This is a genomic window from Nonomuraea sp. NPDC005501, from assembly GCF_040605905.1.
Taxonomy (GTDB): domain Bacteria; phylum Actinomycetota; class Actinomycetes; order Streptosporangiales; family Streptosporangiaceae; genus Nonomuraea.
The window spans coordinates 52,854-70,188 of sequence record NZ_JBEXDT010000038.1; the positions used below are offsets into that span (position 1 = coordinate 52,854).

At 72.7% G+C, this 17,335-nt stretch carries 19 protein-coding genes; 10 read left to right on the plus strand and 9 right to left on the minus strand.

Features of this window, described 5'->3' with window-relative positions; all coding sequences use genetic code 11:
- Positions 1-24: 24 nt before the first annotated feature.
- Positions 25-1,068: a hypothetical protein gene (locus ABZS51_RS20000; RefSeq protein WP_355442887.1), complete on the plus strand. Its 1,044-nt coding sequence runs from the start codon at positions 25-27 to the stop codon at positions 1,066-1,068.
- 46 nt (positions 1,069-1,114) lie between these two features.
- On the plus strand, positions 1,115-1,735 hold the full coding sequence (locus ABZS51_RS20005) for a hypothetical protein (protein WP_355442890.1): 621 nt from the start codon (positions 1,115-1,117) through the stop codon (positions 1,733-1,735).
- 62 nt (positions 1,736-1,797) lie between these two features.
- On the opposite strand, the gene glnA is transcribed toward ABZS51_RS20005, so the two are convergent.
- Complete coding sequence (gene glnA / locus ABZS51_RS20010; RefSeq protein ID WP_310715152.1) at positions 1,798-3,222, minus strand: type I glutamate--ammonia ligase; 1,425 nt, start codon at positions 3,220-3,222, stop codon at positions 1,798-1,800.
- A 163-nt stretch (positions 3,223-3,385) separates the two neighbouring features.
- Here glnA and ABZS51_RS20015 point away from each other — a divergent pair, with 163 nt between their 5' ends.
- From ABZS51_RS20015 to ABZS51_RS20050, 8 genes are all read left to right on the plus strand, one after another.
- Positions 3,386-3,847 (plus strand): RDD family protein, encoded by a 462-nt coding sequence (locus ABZS51_RS20015; protein WP_355442893.1) that lies wholly within the window; start codon positions 3,386-3,388, stop codon positions 3,845-3,847.
- 61 nt (positions 3,848-3,908) lie between these two features.
- The gene (locus ABZS51_RS20020) at positions 3,909-4,544 is read left to right on the plus strand and encodes a helix-turn-helix domain-containing protein (RefSeq protein WP_355442932.1); all 636 of its coding nucleotides are present in this window, start codon (positions 3,909-3,911) and stop codon (positions 4,542-4,544) included.
- Positions 4,541-5,479 carry a hypothetical protein gene (locus tag ABZS51_RS20025; RefSeq protein ID WP_355442896.1) on the plus strand — a complete coding sequence of 313 codons (939 nt, stop codon included), beginning with the start codon at positions 4,541-4,543 and terminating at the stop codon, positions 5,477-5,479. Before ABZS51_RS20020 ends, ABZS51_RS20025 begins: the two co-directional genes overlap by 4 nt.
- 148 nt (positions 5,480-5,627) lie before the next feature.
- A complete protein-coding gene (locus tag ABZS51_RS20030) occupies positions 5,628-5,774 on the plus strand; it encodes a hypothetical protein (RefSeq protein WP_355442899.1) in 147 nt (48 codons plus the stop codon).
- Positions 5,771-7,033, plus strand: a complete 1,263-nt coding sequence (locus ABZS51_RS20035) for a CoA transferase (RefSeq protein ID WP_355442903.1) — start codon at positions 5,771-5,773, stop codon at positions 7,031-7,033. Before ABZS51_RS20030 ends, ABZS51_RS20035 begins: the two co-directional genes overlap by 4 nt.
- A 40-nt stretch (positions 7,034-7,073) precedes the next feature.
- Positions 7,074-7,814 (plus strand): 3-oxoacyl-ACP reductase FabG, encoded by a 741-nt coding sequence (gene fabG / locus ABZS51_RS20040; RefSeq protein ID WP_355442906.1) that lies wholly within the window; start codon positions 7,074-7,076, stop codon positions 7,812-7,814.
- Positions 7,811-8,695 carry a MaoC family dehydratase N-terminal domain-containing protein gene (locus ABZS51_RS20045; protein WP_355442909.1) on the plus strand — a complete coding sequence of 295 codons (885 nt, stop codon included), beginning with the start codon at positions 7,811-7,813 and terminating at the stop codon, positions 8,693-8,695. Before fabG ends, ABZS51_RS20045 begins: the two co-directional genes overlap by 4 nt.
- Positions 8,688-9,899 carry an acetyl-CoA C-acetyltransferase gene (locus tag ABZS51_RS20050; RefSeq protein WP_355442912.1) on the plus strand — a complete coding sequence of 404 codons (1,212 nt, stop codon included), beginning with the start codon at positions 8,688-8,690 and terminating at the stop codon, positions 9,897-9,899. Before ABZS51_RS20045 ends, ABZS51_RS20050 begins: the two co-directional genes overlap by 8 nt.
- 93 nt (positions 9,900-9,992) lie before the next feature.
- Here ABZS51_RS20050 and ABZS51_RS20055 read toward each other — a convergent pair whose 3' ends face one another.
- The 8 genes from ABZS51_RS20055 to sucB all read right to left on the minus strand — a co-directional run.
- Positions 9,993-10,757, minus strand: a complete 765-nt coding sequence (locus ABZS51_RS20055; RefSeq protein ID WP_355442915.1) for a methyltransferase domain-containing protein — start codon at positions 10,755-10,757, stop codon at positions 9,993-9,995.
- Positions 10,758-11,438: a DUF4191 domain-containing protein gene (locus ABZS51_RS20060; RefSeq protein ID WP_310715135.1), complete on the minus strand. Its 681-nt coding sequence runs from the start codon at positions 11,436-11,438 to the stop codon at positions 10,758-10,760.
- Positions 11,439-11,543: 105 nt separating this feature from the next.
- On the minus strand, positions 11,544-12,473 hold the full coding sequence (lipA, locus tag ABZS51_RS20065; RefSeq protein ID WP_310715133.1) for a lipoyl synthase: 930 nt from the start codon (positions 12,471-12,473) through the stop codon (positions 11,544-11,546).
- Positions 12,474-12,535: 62 nt separating this feature from the next.
- Positions 12,536-13,585 carry a hypothetical protein gene (locus tag ABZS51_RS20070; protein WP_355442919.1) on the minus strand — a complete coding sequence of 350 codons (1,050 nt, stop codon included), beginning with the start codon at positions 13,583-13,585 and terminating at the stop codon, positions 12,536-12,538.
- 58 nt (positions 13,586-13,643) lie between these two features.
- Positions 13,644-14,336 carry a lipoyl(octanoyl) transferase LipB gene (gene lipB, locus ABZS51_RS20075; protein ID WP_355442922.1) on the minus strand — a complete coding sequence of 231 codons (693 nt, stop codon included), beginning with the start codon at positions 14,334-14,336 and terminating at the stop codon, positions 13,644-13,646.
- Between the two features lie 38 nt (positions 14,337-14,374).
- Positions 14,375-15,112: a peptidase E gene (locus tag ABZS51_RS20080; protein ID WP_355442925.1), complete on the minus strand. Its 738-nt coding sequence runs from the start codon at positions 15,110-15,112 to the stop codon at positions 14,375-14,377.
- Between the two features lie 42 nt (positions 15,113-15,154).
- Entirely contained in the window at positions 15,155-16,048 is an 894-nt protein-coding gene (locus ABZS51_RS20085; protein ID WP_310715124.1) for a TIGR01777 family oxidoreductase, read from the minus strand.
- 186 nt (positions 16,049-16,234) lie between these two features.
- The coding region (gene sucB / locus ABZS51_RS20090) for a 2-oxoglutarate dehydrogenase, E2 component, dihydrolipoamide succinyltransferase (RefSeq protein ID WP_355442929.1) at positions 16,235-17,335 on the minus strand (1,101 nt) is incomplete at its 5' end.

The following is a 17,335-nucleotide window of genomic DNA, read 5'->3' on the forward strand; positions in this document are numbered from 1 at the left end:
CGAGCGGGTGTATCAAGGCGCGGGGTGATCGTTTTGCTGTCGATCTACGTGGATCTGGCCTTAGGTCTCGTGCTGTCGTTCCTGCTGCTGTCGCTGCTCGTCAGCGGGCTGAACGAGGCGTTCGTCCGCCTGCTCGCCATCCGCAGCAAGTTCCTGTGGGCGTACCTGCGCGACACCATGGACGGCAGCGACAAGGACGGCAGGAGCTGGCTGCCCGCCAGCGTGCGGGAGGTGTTCGCCGTGCTGCCGTTCACCCGGGACCCGCGTCCGGTGCACAGCGACCAGCCCGCGCCGGCCGAGGCCGGCGAGCTGCCCGCGAAGGAGACCAAGGCCGAGGACGCCATGATCAACCTTCTCTACCAGCGGGTCCGCGAGATCGACCATCCCAAGCAGGGCCGCACCAGCATCGCCAACCTGCCGCCGGGCCGCTTCGCCGCCGCGCTGATGGAGCTGGCGGCGGCCGAGGACGGCGGCGTTGAGGGGCTGCTGGAGAAGCTGAAGGCCATGGGCAGCCCGCTCCACGGCCACCTCAAGGGCGTGTGGGAGAGCGCGCAGCGCGACATGGAGCGGTTCCGGGCCGGGGTGGAGAACTGGTTCGACGGCGAGATGCAGCGGCTGTCGATGCTGTACCGGCGCTACGTCAAGTGGGTGGTGGCCGCGCTCGGCCTGCTGGTGACGCTGGTGTTCACCATGGACGGGCTGGAGTACGCCAAGACGCTGCTGCGCGACAACGCCTTCCGCGCCTCCGTGACGGCCGTGGCCGAGTCCGGTCCCGACGCGTACGGCGAGCTCAAGGCGCAGTGCGAGCGCTCGAACCCGGTGCCCTGCATCACCGACACCCTCAGCCAGCCGGCCCTGGTCAAGGTCTTCGACCACGCCCTGGTCAGCCTGTCGATCCCCGAGGAGGGCGACCCTGCCGTCCACTGGAACGGCGGCACCTGGTGGGACCGGCTCACCACGCCCAGCCACTGGCCGGGCTACCTCATGACGTACGTGGCGTTGCTGTTCGGCGCCCCGTTCTGGTGGGACGTGCTGCGCCGCCTCACCGGCATCCGCTCCCACCGCTAGGAGAATCCGCGTGCGCCGGGGGCGCAGCCGGTGTTGCATGGATCAGATGATCGACGAACCGCTGGAACGGCTCCGCACCGCTGCCCGCCGCACTCGTGAACTGGCTCGCGACCGGACAGCCATCGGCCTGGGCCCCGAGGCCGCTGATGACGTCCTCGGCACGATCAACACGGACGGCGCCCTGGGGTTCGACCCCTTCCCTCTGCTTGAGGCCTTCCACCGGAACGGCGTCCGGGCTGTGGTCATCGGGCAGGTCGCCGGCATCATGCATGGGTCCGCCGAACTGACCGGCGATCTGGACCTGCTCTGGGACGGCGCGCCGGCCCACGCCCCGGCCCTGGCGGCCGCCTTCGACTCCGTCGGCGCCCGGCTCACCGACGAGTCGGGCACCCTCGTGGCACCTCGCCCGGACGCCCTTCTCCGCCCCAAAGTCCCGTTCACCTCACCCGGAGCCGGCGGCGACTGCTGCACCCCGGCGCTGCCCTGGGGGACCCTCCCGGTCCGGGAGCTGCTCGATCGCGCGATCACCGCGGTCGACCCGGGCGGCCTGGAGGTTCACTACGTCTCCCGCCGGGACCTGATCCGGATGCGCCGTGCGCTGGGCCGCCCCAAGGACCTCCGCCGAGCGGACGAACTGGACTCCCTCCCCGCCACCGGGGGCCGCTAGGAAGGCGCCGCGACGCGAAAACCCCGTGGCAAGGTTCAGGACCTTGCCACGGGCTCAACCGGTCACACGTCGTAGTACAGCTCGAACTCGTGCGGGTGCGGGCGCAGGCGGATCGGGTCGACCTCGTTCTCCCGCTTGTACGCCACCCACGTCTCGATGAGGTCGGGTGTGAACACGCCGCCCTCCAGGAGGTAGTCGTGGTCGGCCTCCAGGGCCGCGAGCACCTCGGGCAGGGAGCCCGGCACCTGGGGCACCTGGCGGGCCTCCTCCGGCGGGAGCTCGTACAGGTCCTTGTCCACCGGCTCCGGCGGCTCGATCTTGTTGCGGATGCCGTCGAGGCCGGCCATGAGCATGGCGGCGAACGCGAAGTACGGGTTGCACGACGGGTCGGGCACCCGGAACTCGATGCGCTTGGCCTTCGGGTTGGAGCCGGTGATCGGGATGCGGACGCAGGCGGACCGGTTGCGCTGGCTGTAGACCAGGTTGACCGGGGCCTCGTAGCCGGGCACCAGGCGGTGGTAGGAGTTGACCGTCGGGTTGGTGAAGGCCAGCAGCGACGGCGCGTGGCGGAGCAGGCCGCCGATGTAGTAGCGGGCCGTGTCGGACAGGCCGGCGTAGCCGACCTCGTCGTAGAACAGCGGCGAGCCGTCCTTCCACAGCGACTGGTGGCAGTGCATGCCGGAGCCGTTGTCACCGTAGAGCGGCTTGGGCATGAACGTGACCGTGTGGCCGAACTCCAGGGCCGTGCTCTTGATGATGTACTTGTAGAGCATCAGGTTGTCGGCCGTCTTGAGCAGCGTGCCGAACTTGAAGTCGATCTCGGCCTGGCCGGCGGTGCCCACCTCGTGGTGCTGCATCTCGACGTCGATGCCGCACTCGATGAGGTTGCGGACCATCTCGGAGCGCAGGTCGGTGAAGTGGTCCATCGGCGGGACCGGGAAGTAGCCGCCCTTGTAGCGCGGCTTGTAGCCGAGGTTGCCGCCCTCGGTGGCCTTGCCGGTGTTCCAGGCGCCCTCGATGGAGTCGATGTAGTAGTAGCCGGCGTTCTGCTTCGTCTCGAAGCGGACGTCGTCGAAGATGTAGAACTCCGCCTCGGGGCCGAAGTAGACCGTGTCGGCGATGCCGGTGCCCTTGAGGTACTCCTCGGCCTTGCGGGCGACGTTGCGCGGGTCGCGGCTGTAGGCCTCGCCGGTCAGCGGGTCGTGCACGAAGAAGTTGAGGTTCAGCGTCTTGTGCTGGCGGAACGGGTCGAGCACGGCGCTGGACGGGTCGGGCAGCAGCAGCATGTCCGACTCGTGGATGGCCTGGAAGCCGCGGATGGACGAGCCGTCGAACATGAGCCCGTCGGTGAAGACGCTCGCGCTGAAGTTCTCTACCGGGAAGGTGAAGTGGTGCGTCGTCCCCGGCAGGTCGGTGAACCTGACATCGACGAACTGCACCCCTTCGTCGCTGATGAACTTCAGGACGTCGTCGGCGGAGTTGAACACTCTCGAACCTCCCTGGGGACCTGGCTATCAGGCCGACGCTAGGTCGCGGCCGTTTCCGCTCGGTGTCCCGATTGTTTCGCATATGTTAAGCGGAGGAGGGGCGCGGAGCGCCTACGCCACTCCGTGTGAGCGACCGGGCCACCCGCCGGATACCGTGGTGGGCATGAGCGGCAATGAGCCCCGCTGGACACAGACCTGGCTGGGCGGCGTGCGGGCGGCGGGCGTCGATCTCGGCTATCCGGGCGAGCGGCTGGGCCTGCCCGAGGAGGGCAGCGGATCGGTCGCCGGATGGGGCCGGCGCATCACCGCCCTGGTCATCGACTGGCTGATCTGCACCTGGGCCATCACCCAGCTCCTCCTGCGGATCGATCCCGCCGAGTCGCCCTGGGTGCCCGCCGTCGTGTTCGCCGTGCAGTACCTCGTGCTGGTGGCGTTCATGGGGCAGACGTTCGGCCACCGGCTGGCCGGCATCCGGGTGGCGGCCATGGACGGCGGCGACCCGCGGCTGGTGCCCGCGCTGACGCGCACCTTGCTGCTCGCCCTGGCCGTGCCCGCGCTGATCTTCGACCGCGACCACCGCGGGGTGCACGACCGCGTGTCCCACACCGTCGTCGTCCGTATGTGACACACGATCCCGAAAAAGGCGTACCCGGTTCGGATCTGAACCGGGTACGCTTTTCTGTGTGATGGCAGGACTGAGGGAGCGCAAGAAGGAGCAGACGCGGCGGCGCATCGCCGAGGTCGCGCTGCGCCTGTTCGCCGAGCGGGGCTACGACGCGGTCACCGTCAACGAGGTCGCCGAGGCGGCCGGGATCGCCAAGGTGACGCTGTTCAGCTACTTCCCGAGCAAGGAGTCCCTGGCCCTGGAGGGCGTCAAGGACGACATGGCGCGGGTCGTGGCCGAGCGGGCGCCGGGGGTGACGCCGCTGGCCGCGCTGCGCGCCCACTACCGGGGGCTGGCCGCCGGCCCCGGCGAGGTGGACGTGGAGGCGCTCATGGCGCGCGTGCGGGTGATCTCCTCCAGCCCGGCGCTGCTGGCGGGCCTCCAGCAGGCGTACGCGGAGGAGCGCGAGGAGCTCGCCGCCGCCCTGGCCACGAGCGCCGCGAGCCCCGTTCCGGAAGGGGAGGTCGACCTGGTGGCCCGCGTCATGGCGGCCCAGATCACCGCCACGGTCACCGCTCTCCAGGAGACGTTCTTCTTCCGCCTGTCCTGCGGGACGCCCCTCGCGGAGGCGGGCCGGCGCCTGGCCGAGGACGTGGAGCTCGCCTTCGACCTGCTGGAACGCGGCCATGGTCACGTCGACGACAAGGATGGATCATGAAAAAGGGCATCAACTACGACACCGGCTTCCTCAACGGGCCCGAGCGGTCCCGCCGGGCGTTCGACCGCGAGAGCGCCCGCCGCGAGATGCGGGTCATCGCCGAAGACCTGCACTGCCGGGCGGTGCGCGTCTCCGGCGGCGACCCGGAGCGCCTCGGCGTCGCCGCCGAGGAGGCCGCCGCGGCCGGCCTGGAGGTGTGGCTCGCGCCTTTCCCGGTGGACCAGCCGCGCGAGGAGACACTCGCCCTGTACGCCGACTGCGCCGCCCGCGCCGAGACGTTACGGCGCGGCGGCGCCGAGGTGGTCCTCGTCACCGGCTGCGAGACCAGCGCCTTCGGGCCCGGCTTCATACCCGGCGACACCTACCGCGAGCGGCTGCAACTCATGATGGACGGCGACCTGGCGTGGTGGCAGTCGCTCGGCGAGGTCATGACCCGCTTCAACGTCTTCCTCGCCGAGGTGGCCGCCACGGTCCGGCCCCTGTTCGGCGGCCGGGTCACCTACGCGGCCGGGCCGTGGGAGTTCATCGACTGGAGCCCGTTCGACCTGGTGAGCGTGGACGCCTACCGGGCGGCGTACAACGCCGCGAACTTCCGCGAGGAGCTGCGCGCGCACTTCCGGCACGGCAAGCCGGTCGCGGTCACCGAGTTCGGCACCTGCGCCTATCAGGGCGCGGGCGAGCGCGGCGGCACGGCCTGGCTGGTGCCCGACGGGGCCGTGCCGGACGAGGACGAGCAGGTGCGCTACCTCACCGAGCTGCTCGACGTGTTCGAGGAGGAGGGCGTGGAGACGGCGCTGTGGTTCACCTTCGCCGCCTACAACCGCACCGGAGCGGACGACATCGGCTCCTACGGCGTGATCCGGCTGCTCGACGAGGCGCGCTGGGAGCCCAAGAAGGTCTTCCACGCCATGGCCGCCCGCTACGCCGGGGGCTGAGCGCCGCCAGGTCCGCCCGCGCCGCGCTTCGCCGGCCCCTCGCTGGGCAAGATCCTCCAGGTCGGGCCGCGCGGGCCGCTCGGGACGATCCGCCTGCCGCGGTCTCGTCCCGGGGACCCCCGCCCACGACCGCGTCAGGAGACAGCCAGTGGAGACCGAAACCTTCCAGGCGGTGCTCGCCGCCGTCCGCACCCTCGTGCGCGAGGAGGTCGTGCCCGCCGGGGACGTCATCGAGCGGACCGGCGAGAATCCCGAGGCCATCCGGGAGCAGCCGCTCAAGGCGGCGGGGCGGTGACGGAGCGGGCCGCGCCCGCCGGGCGGCGCTCCCGGCCGCTGCTCGGCATGCGGGTCGTCGAGATCTCCGGCTACGTGGCCGGCCCGCTGAGCGGGATGACGCTGGCCCAGCTCGGCGCCGACGTGATCCGGGTGGAGCCGGTCGGCGGCGCCGCCGACCGTACCCGCTGGCCGCTGGCCCCGAGCGGGACGAGCCTGTACTGGTCGGGCCTCAACAAGGGCAAACGCGCCGTCGAGGTGGACCTGTCCCGCGAGGAGGGACGCGAGCTCGTCGCCGCCCTGATCGTCAGCGGGGGAGGCCGCGGGGGGATCGTGATCACGAACTCCGCGCGGCACCCGGAGCTCACCTTCGAGGCGCTGAGCGAGCGCCGCCCCGACGTGATCCACGTGCTGCTCACCGGCCGCCGGGACGGCGGGGCCGCGGTGGACTACACCGTCCAGGCGGCGACCGGCTTCCCCCTGCTGACCGGCCCGGCGGGCGCGGCGGGGCCGGTGAACGGCGTCGTGCCCGCCTGGGACGTCGCCGCCGGGCTCTACCTGGCGGTCGGACTGCTCGCGGCCGAGCGGCACCGGCTGCTGACGGGCGAGGGACAGCAGGTCCGGGTCGCGCTGGAGGACGTCGCCCTGGCGACCGCCGGCAACCTCGGCTACCTCGCCGAGGCGCAGCTCGGCGGCACGCCACGGGAACGCGACGGCAACCACGTGTACGGCACCTTCGGCCGTGACTTCGCCACCGCCGACGGCGGGCGGCTGATGGTCGTGGCGCTCACCGCCCGGCACTGGCGGGACCTCCTGGCCGCGACCGGCCTCACCGAGGTGGTCGCCGCGCTGGCCTCGGCGCTCGGGGCGGACCTCGGCCAGGAGTCGGAACGCCACCGGCACCGCAAGGTGCTCGGCGAGCTGCTCGCCGGCTGGTTCGAGACCCGGACCCTGGCCGAGGCGGAGACGGCCCTGCGCGCCACCCGCGTGCTGTGGTCGGCGTACCGCAGCTTCGCCGACCTCGCCGCCGGCGACGCGCGCCCGCTGCGGGAGAGCCCGCTGATGGCGCCGCTCACGCAGCCCGGCGTCGGCACGCACCTGGCGCCGGGATCGCCGCTGGTGATGAACGCGGAGCAGGCTCCACCGGAGCCGGCGCCGCCGGTGGGCCGTCACACGGACGAGGTGCTGCGGGCCGAGCTGGGGCTGTCGGCGGCGGACCTCGCGGCCCTGGCGGACAAGGGCGTCATCCGGGCGCGCGACGCCGGGCGGCACACCGGATGACGCCAGTCGATCGCACGCGACAGAATCGGGTGAAAGAGTCATGACGCTACTCGACGGCAGGACGGCGGTCATCACCGGCGGCGCGCAGGGCATCGGCCTGGCCATCGCCGAGGTCTTCGTCAAGGAGGGGGCCAGGGTGGTCCTCGGCGACCTCAACCTCGACGCCGCCGAGGCCGCGGCCAAGCAGCTGGGCGGCCCCGCGACGGCCCGGGCGGCGCGGTGCGACGTCACGAACGCATCCGACGTGGACGCCCTGCTCCAGACGGCCCTGGACGCCTTCGGCACGCTGGACGTCATGGTGAACAACGCCGGGATCACCCGCGACGCGACGATGCGCACCATGACCGAGGACCAGTTCGACCAGGTCGTGGACGTCCACCTCAAGGGCACCTGGAACGGCACGCGCAAGGCGGCGGCGATCATGCGGGAGCGGAGGAGCGGCGCCATCGTGAACATCTCCTCGCTGTCGGGCAAGGTCGGCATGGTCGGCCAGACCAACTACTCCGCCGCCAAGGCCGGCATCGTCGGCCTGTCCAAGGCCGCCGCCAAGGAGCTGGCGCACCACGGCGTGCGGGTCAACGTCATCCAGCCGGGCCTGATCCGTTCGGCCATGACCGAGGCCATGCCGCGGAAGGCGTGGGACCAGAAGATGGCCGAGATACCGATGGGGCGCGCGGGCGAGGTGGGCGAGGTCGCCACCGTCGCGCTGTTCCTGGCCTCCGACCTGTCCTCGTACATGACCGGCACGGTGCTGGAAGTGACCGGCGGAAGGTTCATGTGACGCCGACGGGCTGGGAACCGCACACCCTCACCACCACCGAGACGGTCGACCCGCATCCGGTGGCGGCGCTGTCCGCGCTGTTCGACGACGGCACGCCCGTGCCCGGCCCGGGTGACCCGCTGCCGCCGCTGTGGCACTGGCTCGCCCTGGCTCGCTGGCCCGCCTCCTCCACGCTCGGGACCGACGGCCATCCGGCGCGCGGGACGTTCCTGCCTCCGGTCGGGCTGCCGCGCCGGATGTTCGCCGGCGGCGAGGTCGTCTTCCACGGCCCGCTGACGGTGGGCGGCACGGTCCGGCGCGAGGCGCGCGTGGAGTCGGTCACCGAGAAGTCCGGCCGCTCGGGGAAGCTGGTCGTCGCGGCCGTCGCCACCAGGCTGTACGACGAGGACGACCGCCTGGCGATCGAGGAGCGGCAGGACATCGTCTACCGGGACGCGGGAGCCGTCGCCGCCTCCGAGGTCCCGGCCGAGCCGGCGGCCGGCCTGGCCCCCGCCGGCGCCCCCCTCACCCGGGCGGGGGAGTGGGCCTGGGACCTCGCCACCGACCCGGCCCTGCTGATGCGGTTCAGCGCGGCGACGTCGAACCCGCACCGGATCCACTACGACTGGCCGTACGCCACCCGGATCGAGGGCTACCCCGGCCTGGTGGTGCACGGACCCCTGATGACGCTCGCCCTCGCGGAGGTCCTGCGCCTCGAAGGGCGGCACGCCCCGGTCCTCCGCATGCGGCACAGGAACCGCGGGCCGCTCTTCTGCGGCCAGACCGCGCGGCTGCTCCGGCTCGGGGACGCCCCGCTCACCCTGGGCGTGTCCGGCCGCGATCCCGGCGAGCCCCGTACCACGTTGACGATCGAGTTCCAGGAAGGCGCCGGCCATGCGTGAAGCCGTCATCTGCGAGCCCGTCCGCACCCCGATCGGCCGCTACGGCGGGATGTTCAGGAGCCTGACGGCGGTCGACCTCGGGGTGACCGCCCTCAAGGGCCTCCTCGACCGCACCGGCGTCGCGCCGGAGGTGATCGAGGACGTCATCCTCGGCCACTGCAACGCCAGCGGCGAGGCGCCCGCGATCGGCCGGGTCGTCGCCCTCGACGCCGGCCTGCCCGCCACCGTCCCCGGCCTGCACCTCGACCGCCGGTGCGGCTCCGGCCTGCAAGCCGTGATCTACGCCGCCCTGCAGGTGCAGACCGGGGCGCACGACGTCGTCGTCGCGGGCGGCACCGAGAGCATGAGCAACGCCGCGTTCTACTCGCTCGACATGCGGTGGGGCGCAAGGAACGGCGTCGCCGTCCACGACACCCTCGTACGCGCCCGGCAGACCGCCGGCGGCAGGAACCACCCCGTGCCCGGCGGCATGCTGGAGACCGCCGAGAACCTGCGCCGCGCGTACGCGATCCCCCGGCAGGAGCAGGACGAGCTGGCCCTCCTGTCCCACCAGCGGGCGGTCCGGGCCCAGGCGGACGGGATCCTGGCCGAGGAGATCGTCCCGGCCGCGGTGAAGGTCAAGGGCGGTGAGACGGTGATCGACACCGACGAGCACCCGCGCGCCGACACCTCGCTGGAGTCGCTGGGCAGGCTCAGGCCGATCATGCTCGGCTCCGACCCGGAGGCCACCGTCACGGCCGGCAACGCCAGCGGGCAGAACGACGCGGCCGCCCTGTGCCTGGTCACCACCCCCGAGCGCGCCGAGCGGCTCGGGCTGCGTCCCCTGGTCCGCCTCGTGTCCTGGGCCGTGGCGGGAGTCGAGCCGAAGACCATGGGCATCGGGCCGGTCCCCGCCACCGCGGCCGCCCTCGGCCGCGCCGGCCTGTCCCTGGCCGACATGGACCTCATCGAGCTGAACGAGGCGTTCGCGGCCCAGGCGCTGGCCGTCATGAGAGAGTGGAAGTTCGGCGAGAAGGACCTGGAACGCACGAACGTCCACGGCTCCGGCATCTCGCTCGGTCACCCGGTGGGGGCCACCGGCGCGCGGATGCTCGCGACGCTGTCCCGCGAACTGCACCGGCGCCAGGCCCGCTACGGCCTGGAGACCATGTGCATCGGCGGAGGGCAGGGGTTGGCCGCCGTCTTCGAGCGGGTGACGCCATGACCGCGCCGCTGGGTCCGTAGCCGGATCATGACCCGGCCGGGAGGCTGCGTGCGGCGGCCGGCCGGGGCCCCCGGCCGCGCACCGCCCGTGGCGTCAGGGGCGTTCGGCGGTGAAGATCGCGGTGCCCGGGATGTGCCGGCCGCGCAGCGGGCTCCAGCCGCCCCACACCCGCTCGTGACCCGCCGGCCACTCCGGCTCCAGCAGCCCGGTCACGCTCAGCCCCGAGGCCACGACCAGGCCCACCCAGTCGCCCATGGTGCGATGGTGCTCGACGTACGTGGGCACGCCGTCCTCGTCGCTCTCCACGTACGGCGTGCGGTCGAAGTACGACCGGTCGGACGTCAGCCCGCGCGGCCCCGGGTCGTCGGGGAAGGCCCACCGGATCGGATGGCTCACCGAGAACACGAACCGCCCGCCGGGCCGCAGCACCCGGCGCACCTCCCGGAACACCGCCGCCGGGTCGGCCACGAACGGCAGCGCGCCGAAGGCCGAGCACGCCAGATCGAACGACCCGGCGGCGAACGGCAGCGCCTCGGCGTCCGCCTGCACCACCGGCACCCGCACGCCGGTCTCCATGTCGATGCGCCGGGAATGGCGGAGCTGGCGGTGCGACAGGTCGAACGCGGCCACCTCGGCGCCCTGAGTCACCAGCCAGCGCGCGCACTGGGCCGCGCCGCAGCCGATCTCCAGCACCCGCCGCCCGCGCACGTCGCCCAGCAGGCCCGCCTCGGCCTCGTCGACCCCCTCCGGGCACCAGACGAACCCGGTGTCACGCAGGAAGTCGCCGTGCTCGACCTGGTAGTCGTCGGCGTTGCCGTCCCACCAGCCGCGGTTGGCCCGCGACGAAGAGGACGGCATCTAGCGCATCTTGGGGCCGCGCGGCATCCGCGAGCCCTTGGGCATCGGGCCCTTGGGCATCGGCATGTTCTTCGGCAGCGACCGCAGGCGGTCCTTGACCTCGTTGACCGCGGGCTTCTTCAGGTTGCGCGGCAGCTTCATGATGTGGCGCTGCAGCTTCGACAGCGGCACCTGGCCCTCGCCGTCACCGCACTGGATGTCGTAGATCTCGATGCCCAGCACCACCCGGGCGACCCGCTTCTTCTCGGCGGCCAGCATCCGCGCCACCCGGTTGCCCGGGCCCTCCGACACCAGCACCACGCCCGGGTAGCCGACCACCATGTGCACGAGGTCCTGGTCGCGGTTGACCGCGATGGCCGGGGTGACCTGCCAGGCGCCGCGCATGCCCTGCAGCACCGCCGCGCCCGCGCCGGTCTGGCCGTGCAGGATCGAGTACTGGGCGCGCTGGGCGAGCTGGCCGAACACGACCAGGCCCACGGTGAGCCCCAGCATCACGCCGAGGAACACCGAATACCACAGGAAGCCCGTGACCATGCCGATCACGACGACCACAGCGAGCGTGCCGATCGCCGACAGGAACACGATGGGCAACCCCTTGGGGTTGGCCTGCTGGATGACCTGCGCGATCATGCGGAGCTGCTTGATGCGCCCCGGCTTCTCTGGGTCCACGGACTTCGCCATGTTCGCAAGGATACAAACCAACCGGTCCTGAAAGGAAAACGTGACCTTACCGGCCAGGACACGGCGCGGCGCCCCCCACCGGGAGGCGCCGCGACAACCCGTGCGTCAGGCGCTCTGCCGCGCCTCGATCGCCTGCTGGTAGAGCCGGCCCGCGCGGTACGACGAGCGCACCAGCGGCCCGGACAGCACGCCGGCGAAGCCGATGGCCTCGGCCTCGGCCTGCAGCTCCACGAACTCCTCCGGCTTGACCCACCGCTCCACCGGGTGGTGGCGGGGCGTCGGGCGGAGGTACTGGGTGATGGTGAGCAGGTCGGTGCCGGCCGCGTGCAGGTCGCGCATGGCCTCGACGACCTCCTCGCGCGTCTCGCCCATGCCCAGGATCAGGTTGGACTTGGTCACCAGGCCCGCCTCGCGCGCCATGGTGATCACCGCCAGGGACCGCTCGTAGCGGAACGCCGGCCGGATCCGCTTGAAGATCCGCGGCACGGTCTCGACGTTGTGCGCGAACACCTCGGGCTTGCTGGAGAAGACCTCCTCCAGCTGCCCGCGGTCGCCGTTGAAGTCGGGCACCAGCAGCTCGACGCCGCAGCCGGGCAGCAGGGAGTGGATCTGCCGCGCGGTCTCCGCGTACAGCCAGGAGCCGCCGTCGGGCAGGTCGTCACGGGCCACGCCGGTCACCGTGGCGTAGCGCAGGCCCATCTGCTGGACCGACTCGGCCACACGGCGCGGCTCGTCCCGGTCGTACTCCTTGGGCTTGCCCGTGTCGATCTGGCAGAAGTCGCACCGGCGCGTGCACTGGTCGCCGCCGATGAGGAACGTCGCCTCGCGGTCCTCCCAGCACTCGTAGATGTTGGGGCAGCCCGCCTCTTCGCAGACCGTGTGCAGGCCCTCCCGGCGCACGAGCGATTTCAGCTCGGTGTACTCGGGGCCCGTCCTCAGCTTGGTCTTGATCCACGGGGGCTTGCGCTCGATAGGGGTCTCGGCGTTGCGCACCTCCAGGCGGAGGAGCTTTCGGCCTTCAGGAGCAACGGTCACCAGCCCAGCTTACGTCTCGCCGGGACCTGGACCACGCGAGGGGTGGATTCCCGCGGGGGGTATCAGACGATCAGGCCGAACCCGCGGATCGCCCGGGTGTAGTGCCGCAGGAGCTCGTCGTCGATCCGGTGCGACTCGGCCGCGCCGAGCAGCTCCGAGCCCGCGTCCGAGCCCCGGCCCGAGCCCCGGGCGAAGTCCTGGCCGGAGCCCTGTTCCGCGCCCTGCTCCGCGCCCTTTTCCGACCCAGCGGACGGCCGCGCGGCCCGCGCCAGCGCCTGCTCCCGGATGGCCGGCACGCCCTCCCCGCGCAGCGCCGCTGCCTGCATCGGCGCCAGGTACCGGCCGCTCGCCAGCAGCCCGCGCACCTCCGCGAGGTCGCGCGCCGGAACGACCCGCCGCGCCAGGTCCTCGCGCCGCCGCTCGACGCGGCCCGCGTCCGCCCGCGCCAGCCGGGTCAGCCCCCGCTCCAGCAGGAGCAGCGGACCGCCCAGCACCCGGCCGACGAGACGGCCCAGCAGCCCGGCCGCCTCGTATCCGGCGCTCGGCTGGTGCAGCGGGTTGAGTGACGAGGCGAGCACATTCGTCTGCGCCTCGTGCCGCACCTCCAGCGGCGCCGCCCCCAGGAGCGCCTCCCGCCACTCGGACAGCGTCGCCAGCGCGCCGTCCACGACCAGCTCCTCGACCGTGGGCGTCTCCGCGTACGCCAGGGCCAGCGCCGCCGCCCGCTGCCGGGGCGACAGGGCCAGCCACAGCGGCAGCCCCACCACGAGCACGGGCCTGCGGAACGGGCCGACCCGCAGCAGACGGGAGACCGGGTCGAGGTCGCGTACCGCCACCTCGCGCGGGCGCGGCCCGCCGGCCCGGTCCGCCACCCGCTCGGCGAGGCCGTACAGCTCTCGGGCGGCCTCGCGGCCGAGGACCTCGGCGTCGGCCGGCAGCCGCCCGCCCAGCCGGGGACGCAGCATCCAGCCGAGCGCCACCAGCACGCCGCCCACCAGCCAGCCGAAGACCATCTCGGCGTTGACGGCGGCGATCCACACCCCGGTCACGACGAAGGCGAGAGTGAGGGCGTGCACGAGGACCGCGAGAAGAAGAGTGATCAGCCGGTTCACGGCCTGAGCGTAGACGCCCGTCCCGTGCCCGGCCATCCCTTTCGCGGCACCGAGGCCGCTACCTTCGCATGAGGTCCTCTTCGTGCAGGTCGAACGGCTGCATGCCGAGCGACTCCGACAGGCGCTTCTCCGCGATCGGCAGGACCTCGTCCACCACGATCCGCCGGCCCGTCTCCGCCGACAGCGACGTCACCCCCACGTCGGGGATGCCGCACGGCAGGATCCGGTTGAACCAGCGCGGGTCGTTGGCGCAGTTGAGCGCGAACCCGTGCATCGTGACGCCGCGCGACACCCGGATGCCGACCGCGCCGATCTGCCGGTCGGGCAGCCCGAGACCGGGATCGCCGGACGTCCACACGCCGGCCCGGCCGCTCACCCGGCGGGCGATGACCCCGAAGTCGGCGCAGATCTGGATCATCGCCTCCTCCAGGCGGCACACGTACGTCGTCACGTCGCCGACGGCCACGATCGGGTACGCGACGAGCTGGCCAGGACCGTGCCAGGTGACGCGCCCGCCCCGATCGACGTCGATCACCGGCGTGCCGTCGGCGGGCCGCTCGTGCGGCGCGGCACGCCTGCCGGCCGTGTAGACCGGAGCGTGCTCCAGCAGGAGCACCGTGTCGGTCAGCTCGCCGGCGACCCGTTTGCCGTGCACCTGACGCTGCAGCGCCCAAGCCTGCTCATAGGGGACGTCGACACCGAGGCGGACGATGGCGAGTGCGAGGGGATCGACCCCGTGCCTGGGGCGCATGGGTCCATTGTGCCGTTCCGTCACCCTTGAAGGGTAATTCAGGAGGTCAGCAGGTGCGGCTCGATCCTGAACTCCTTCACCCCGCCGTCGCCGTCGTGCTCCACCCGGTAGGCGTACGCGCCCCGTCTCGTGCTGACCGCCTGGATGAACTCGGTGCCGACGTAGTGCAGCCCCACGCCCTCGTCGGCCGCGTAGCCGCCGGGCATCTCCCCGCCGGCCACCGAGGCCTGGAGCAGCGTGCGCCGCTGCGGGTCGGAGTCGTAGTGCACCCCGCACGCGTAGGGGAGCAGGGCCAGGCCGTCGGCCCACACCCGCAGCTCCGGCCCGAAGGAGTCGGTGTTGCCGCCGACGTGCCAGCACAGCGCGCCCGCGCTCTGCCCGGACAGCACCACCCCGGCCCGCCACGCCTCCTCGAACGCCTCGTCCAGGCCGTGCAGCCGCCACAGCGCCATCAGGTTGGCCACGCTGCCGCCGCTGACGTAGATGACGTCCTGCTCCAGGATCCAGGCCCGGGGGTCGGCGACGTTGGGCATGGGGAAGACGGTCAGGTGGCTCACCTCGACGTCCCACCCGGCGAACGCCCCGTACATCTTCAGCAGCCAGTCGGCGTCGTCGCCCGTCGCGGTGGCCAGCAGGCCCAGGCGTGGCCGGTCCTGGCCGGTCAGGTCGAGCGCGTAGCGCAGCAGCGGGCTCGCCTGGAGGAAGCCGTGGCGCTCGGTGGGAACGAACGATCCGCCGCCGATGGCCAGAATGTGCGACTGCCCTGACCTGCTCATGCCGGTGCCTCCCCAAGGTGCCGATGCTGCGAGAACAGCACCCTAGAGTACGGCGCGCAGCGCCTCGTCGAGACTGGTATGGGCGAAGCCGTACCCGGTGTCCTCCAGCCTGCGCGGCAGGACGCGGTGCCCGGGCAGCAGCGCCTCCCTGGCGAACTCCCCGATCCCCAGGCTGAGCGCGAACGCCGGCACCGGCATCGGCACCGTGCCCTTGCGCAGTGCCTTGCCCAGGGTCCGCGTGAACGTCTCGTTGGTGACAGGTGCGGGCGAGGTGAGGTTCACCGGGCCGGACGCCTCACGGTGGTCCAGGACGTGCAGCACCGCGCCCACCCAGTCCGTCTCCGAGATCCACGACCAGTACTGCCGGCCCGAGCCGAGCGGGGCGCCGAGCCCCGCCCTGAAGATCGGCAGCATCCGGCCGAGCGCGCCGCCCCGCCGGCTCAGCGCCAGACCGGTGCGCAACTGCGCCGTCCGCACCCCCAGCGACTCCGCCTCCCGGGCCTCGCGCTCCCAGCGGGCGCACAGCTCCGCCAGGAAGCCCCGTCCCTGGCCCGCGCTCTCGTCGATCGGCCGGTCGCCCGTGTCGCCGTAGAAGTCCACCCCGGAGGCCGACAGCAGCGCCTCAGGCGGCCGTGACAGCCCTCTGAGGGCCGTCACCAGGGTGCGGGTGCCCTCGATCCGGCTGCGGACGAGCTCGCGCTTGTAGGCGGGGCTCCAGCGCCGGTCGCCGATGGGCGCCCCGGCGAGGTGGACCACCGCGGTGGCGTCCTCCAGGGCCGCGGGGTCCAGCACGCCCGCGGACGGGTCCCAGAACCGCTCGTCCGGGCCCGCGGGCGGGCGGCGCACCAGTGCGACGACCCGGTCGCCGCGCTCCCGCAGGGCCCCGGCCAGCGCACTGCCCAGCAGCCCCGACGCCCCGGTCACGATGATCGCCATCAACCCACCCTACGCCGCGCCCCCGCGCGTCACGGGGCAGCACGCCGGGATCCCGCCGCACGGAAAGAGGCCCGGACGGCAACCGTCCGGGCCTCCTCACGGGAACCGTGTCACCCCGCGTCGCGCGGGAGCCGTGTCACCCCGCGTCGCGCGGGGACCGGGTCATCCCGCCTCGCGGGGGCCGGGTCACGCCAGGCCGAGCTGGGCCTCGAAGCGGCCCTCCTCCAGACGGCGCTTGACCGTCGTCAGGAAGCGGGCGGCGTCGGCGCCGTCCACCAGGCGGTGGTCGTACGTCAGCGCCAGGTACACCATCGAGCGGACCGCGATGACCTCGCCCTCCGGCGTGTCCACCACCACGGGACGCTTGACGACGGCGCCGGTGCCCAGCATGCCGACCTGCGGCTGGTTGAGGATCGGCGTGTCGAACAGGGCGCCGCGGCTGCCGGTGTTGGTCAGCGTGAACGTGCCGCCGGTGATCTCGTCGGGCGTCACCTTGTTGGCGCGGGTGCGCTCGGCCAGGTCGGCCGTCTTACGGGCCAGCCCGGCGAGGTTGAGGTCGCCGGCGTTCTTGATGACCGCCGCGATCAGGCCGCGCTCGGTGTCGACCGCGATGCCCAGGTGCTCGACGTCGAAGTACGTGACCTCCATGGTCTCGTTGTTGATCGTCGCGTTGAGCTTGGGGTGCTGCTTGAGCGCCTCGATGGCGGCCATCTCGAAGAACGGCATGAACGACAGCTTGACGCCCTCGCGGCGCAGGAACTCGCCCTTGGCCTGGTCACGCAGCCGAGCGATCTTGGTGACGTCGACCTCGACGACCGTGGTGAGCTGCGCCGCGGTCTGCAGCGACTCGACCAGCCGCTTGGACATGGTCTGCCGCAGGCGCGACATCTTCTCGGTGCGGCCGCGCAGCGTGGTGTCGACCTCGACGGGCTCGGGCGCCGCGGCCGGGGCCTGCGCCGCCGGGGCCTGGGCGGCCGGAGCCGCGGCGGCCGGCTGGGCGGCGGGGGCCTGGGCGGCCGGCTGGGCCTGCTCGCGCTGCGCCTTGGCGGCCTCCAGCACGTCCTGCTTGCGGATGCGGCCGCCGACGCCCGTGCCGGTGATCGACTCCAGGTCGACGCCGTGCTCGTTGGCGAGCTTGCGCACCAGCGGCGTCACGTACGGGCTCTCACCCGTGGACGGAGCGGCGGGCTCGGCCGGGGCCTGCGCCTGCGGCGCCTGCGGGGCCGGGGCCTGCGGAGCCGGGGCCTGCGGAGCCGGAGCGGGCGGGGCCTGCTGCGCCTGCGGGGC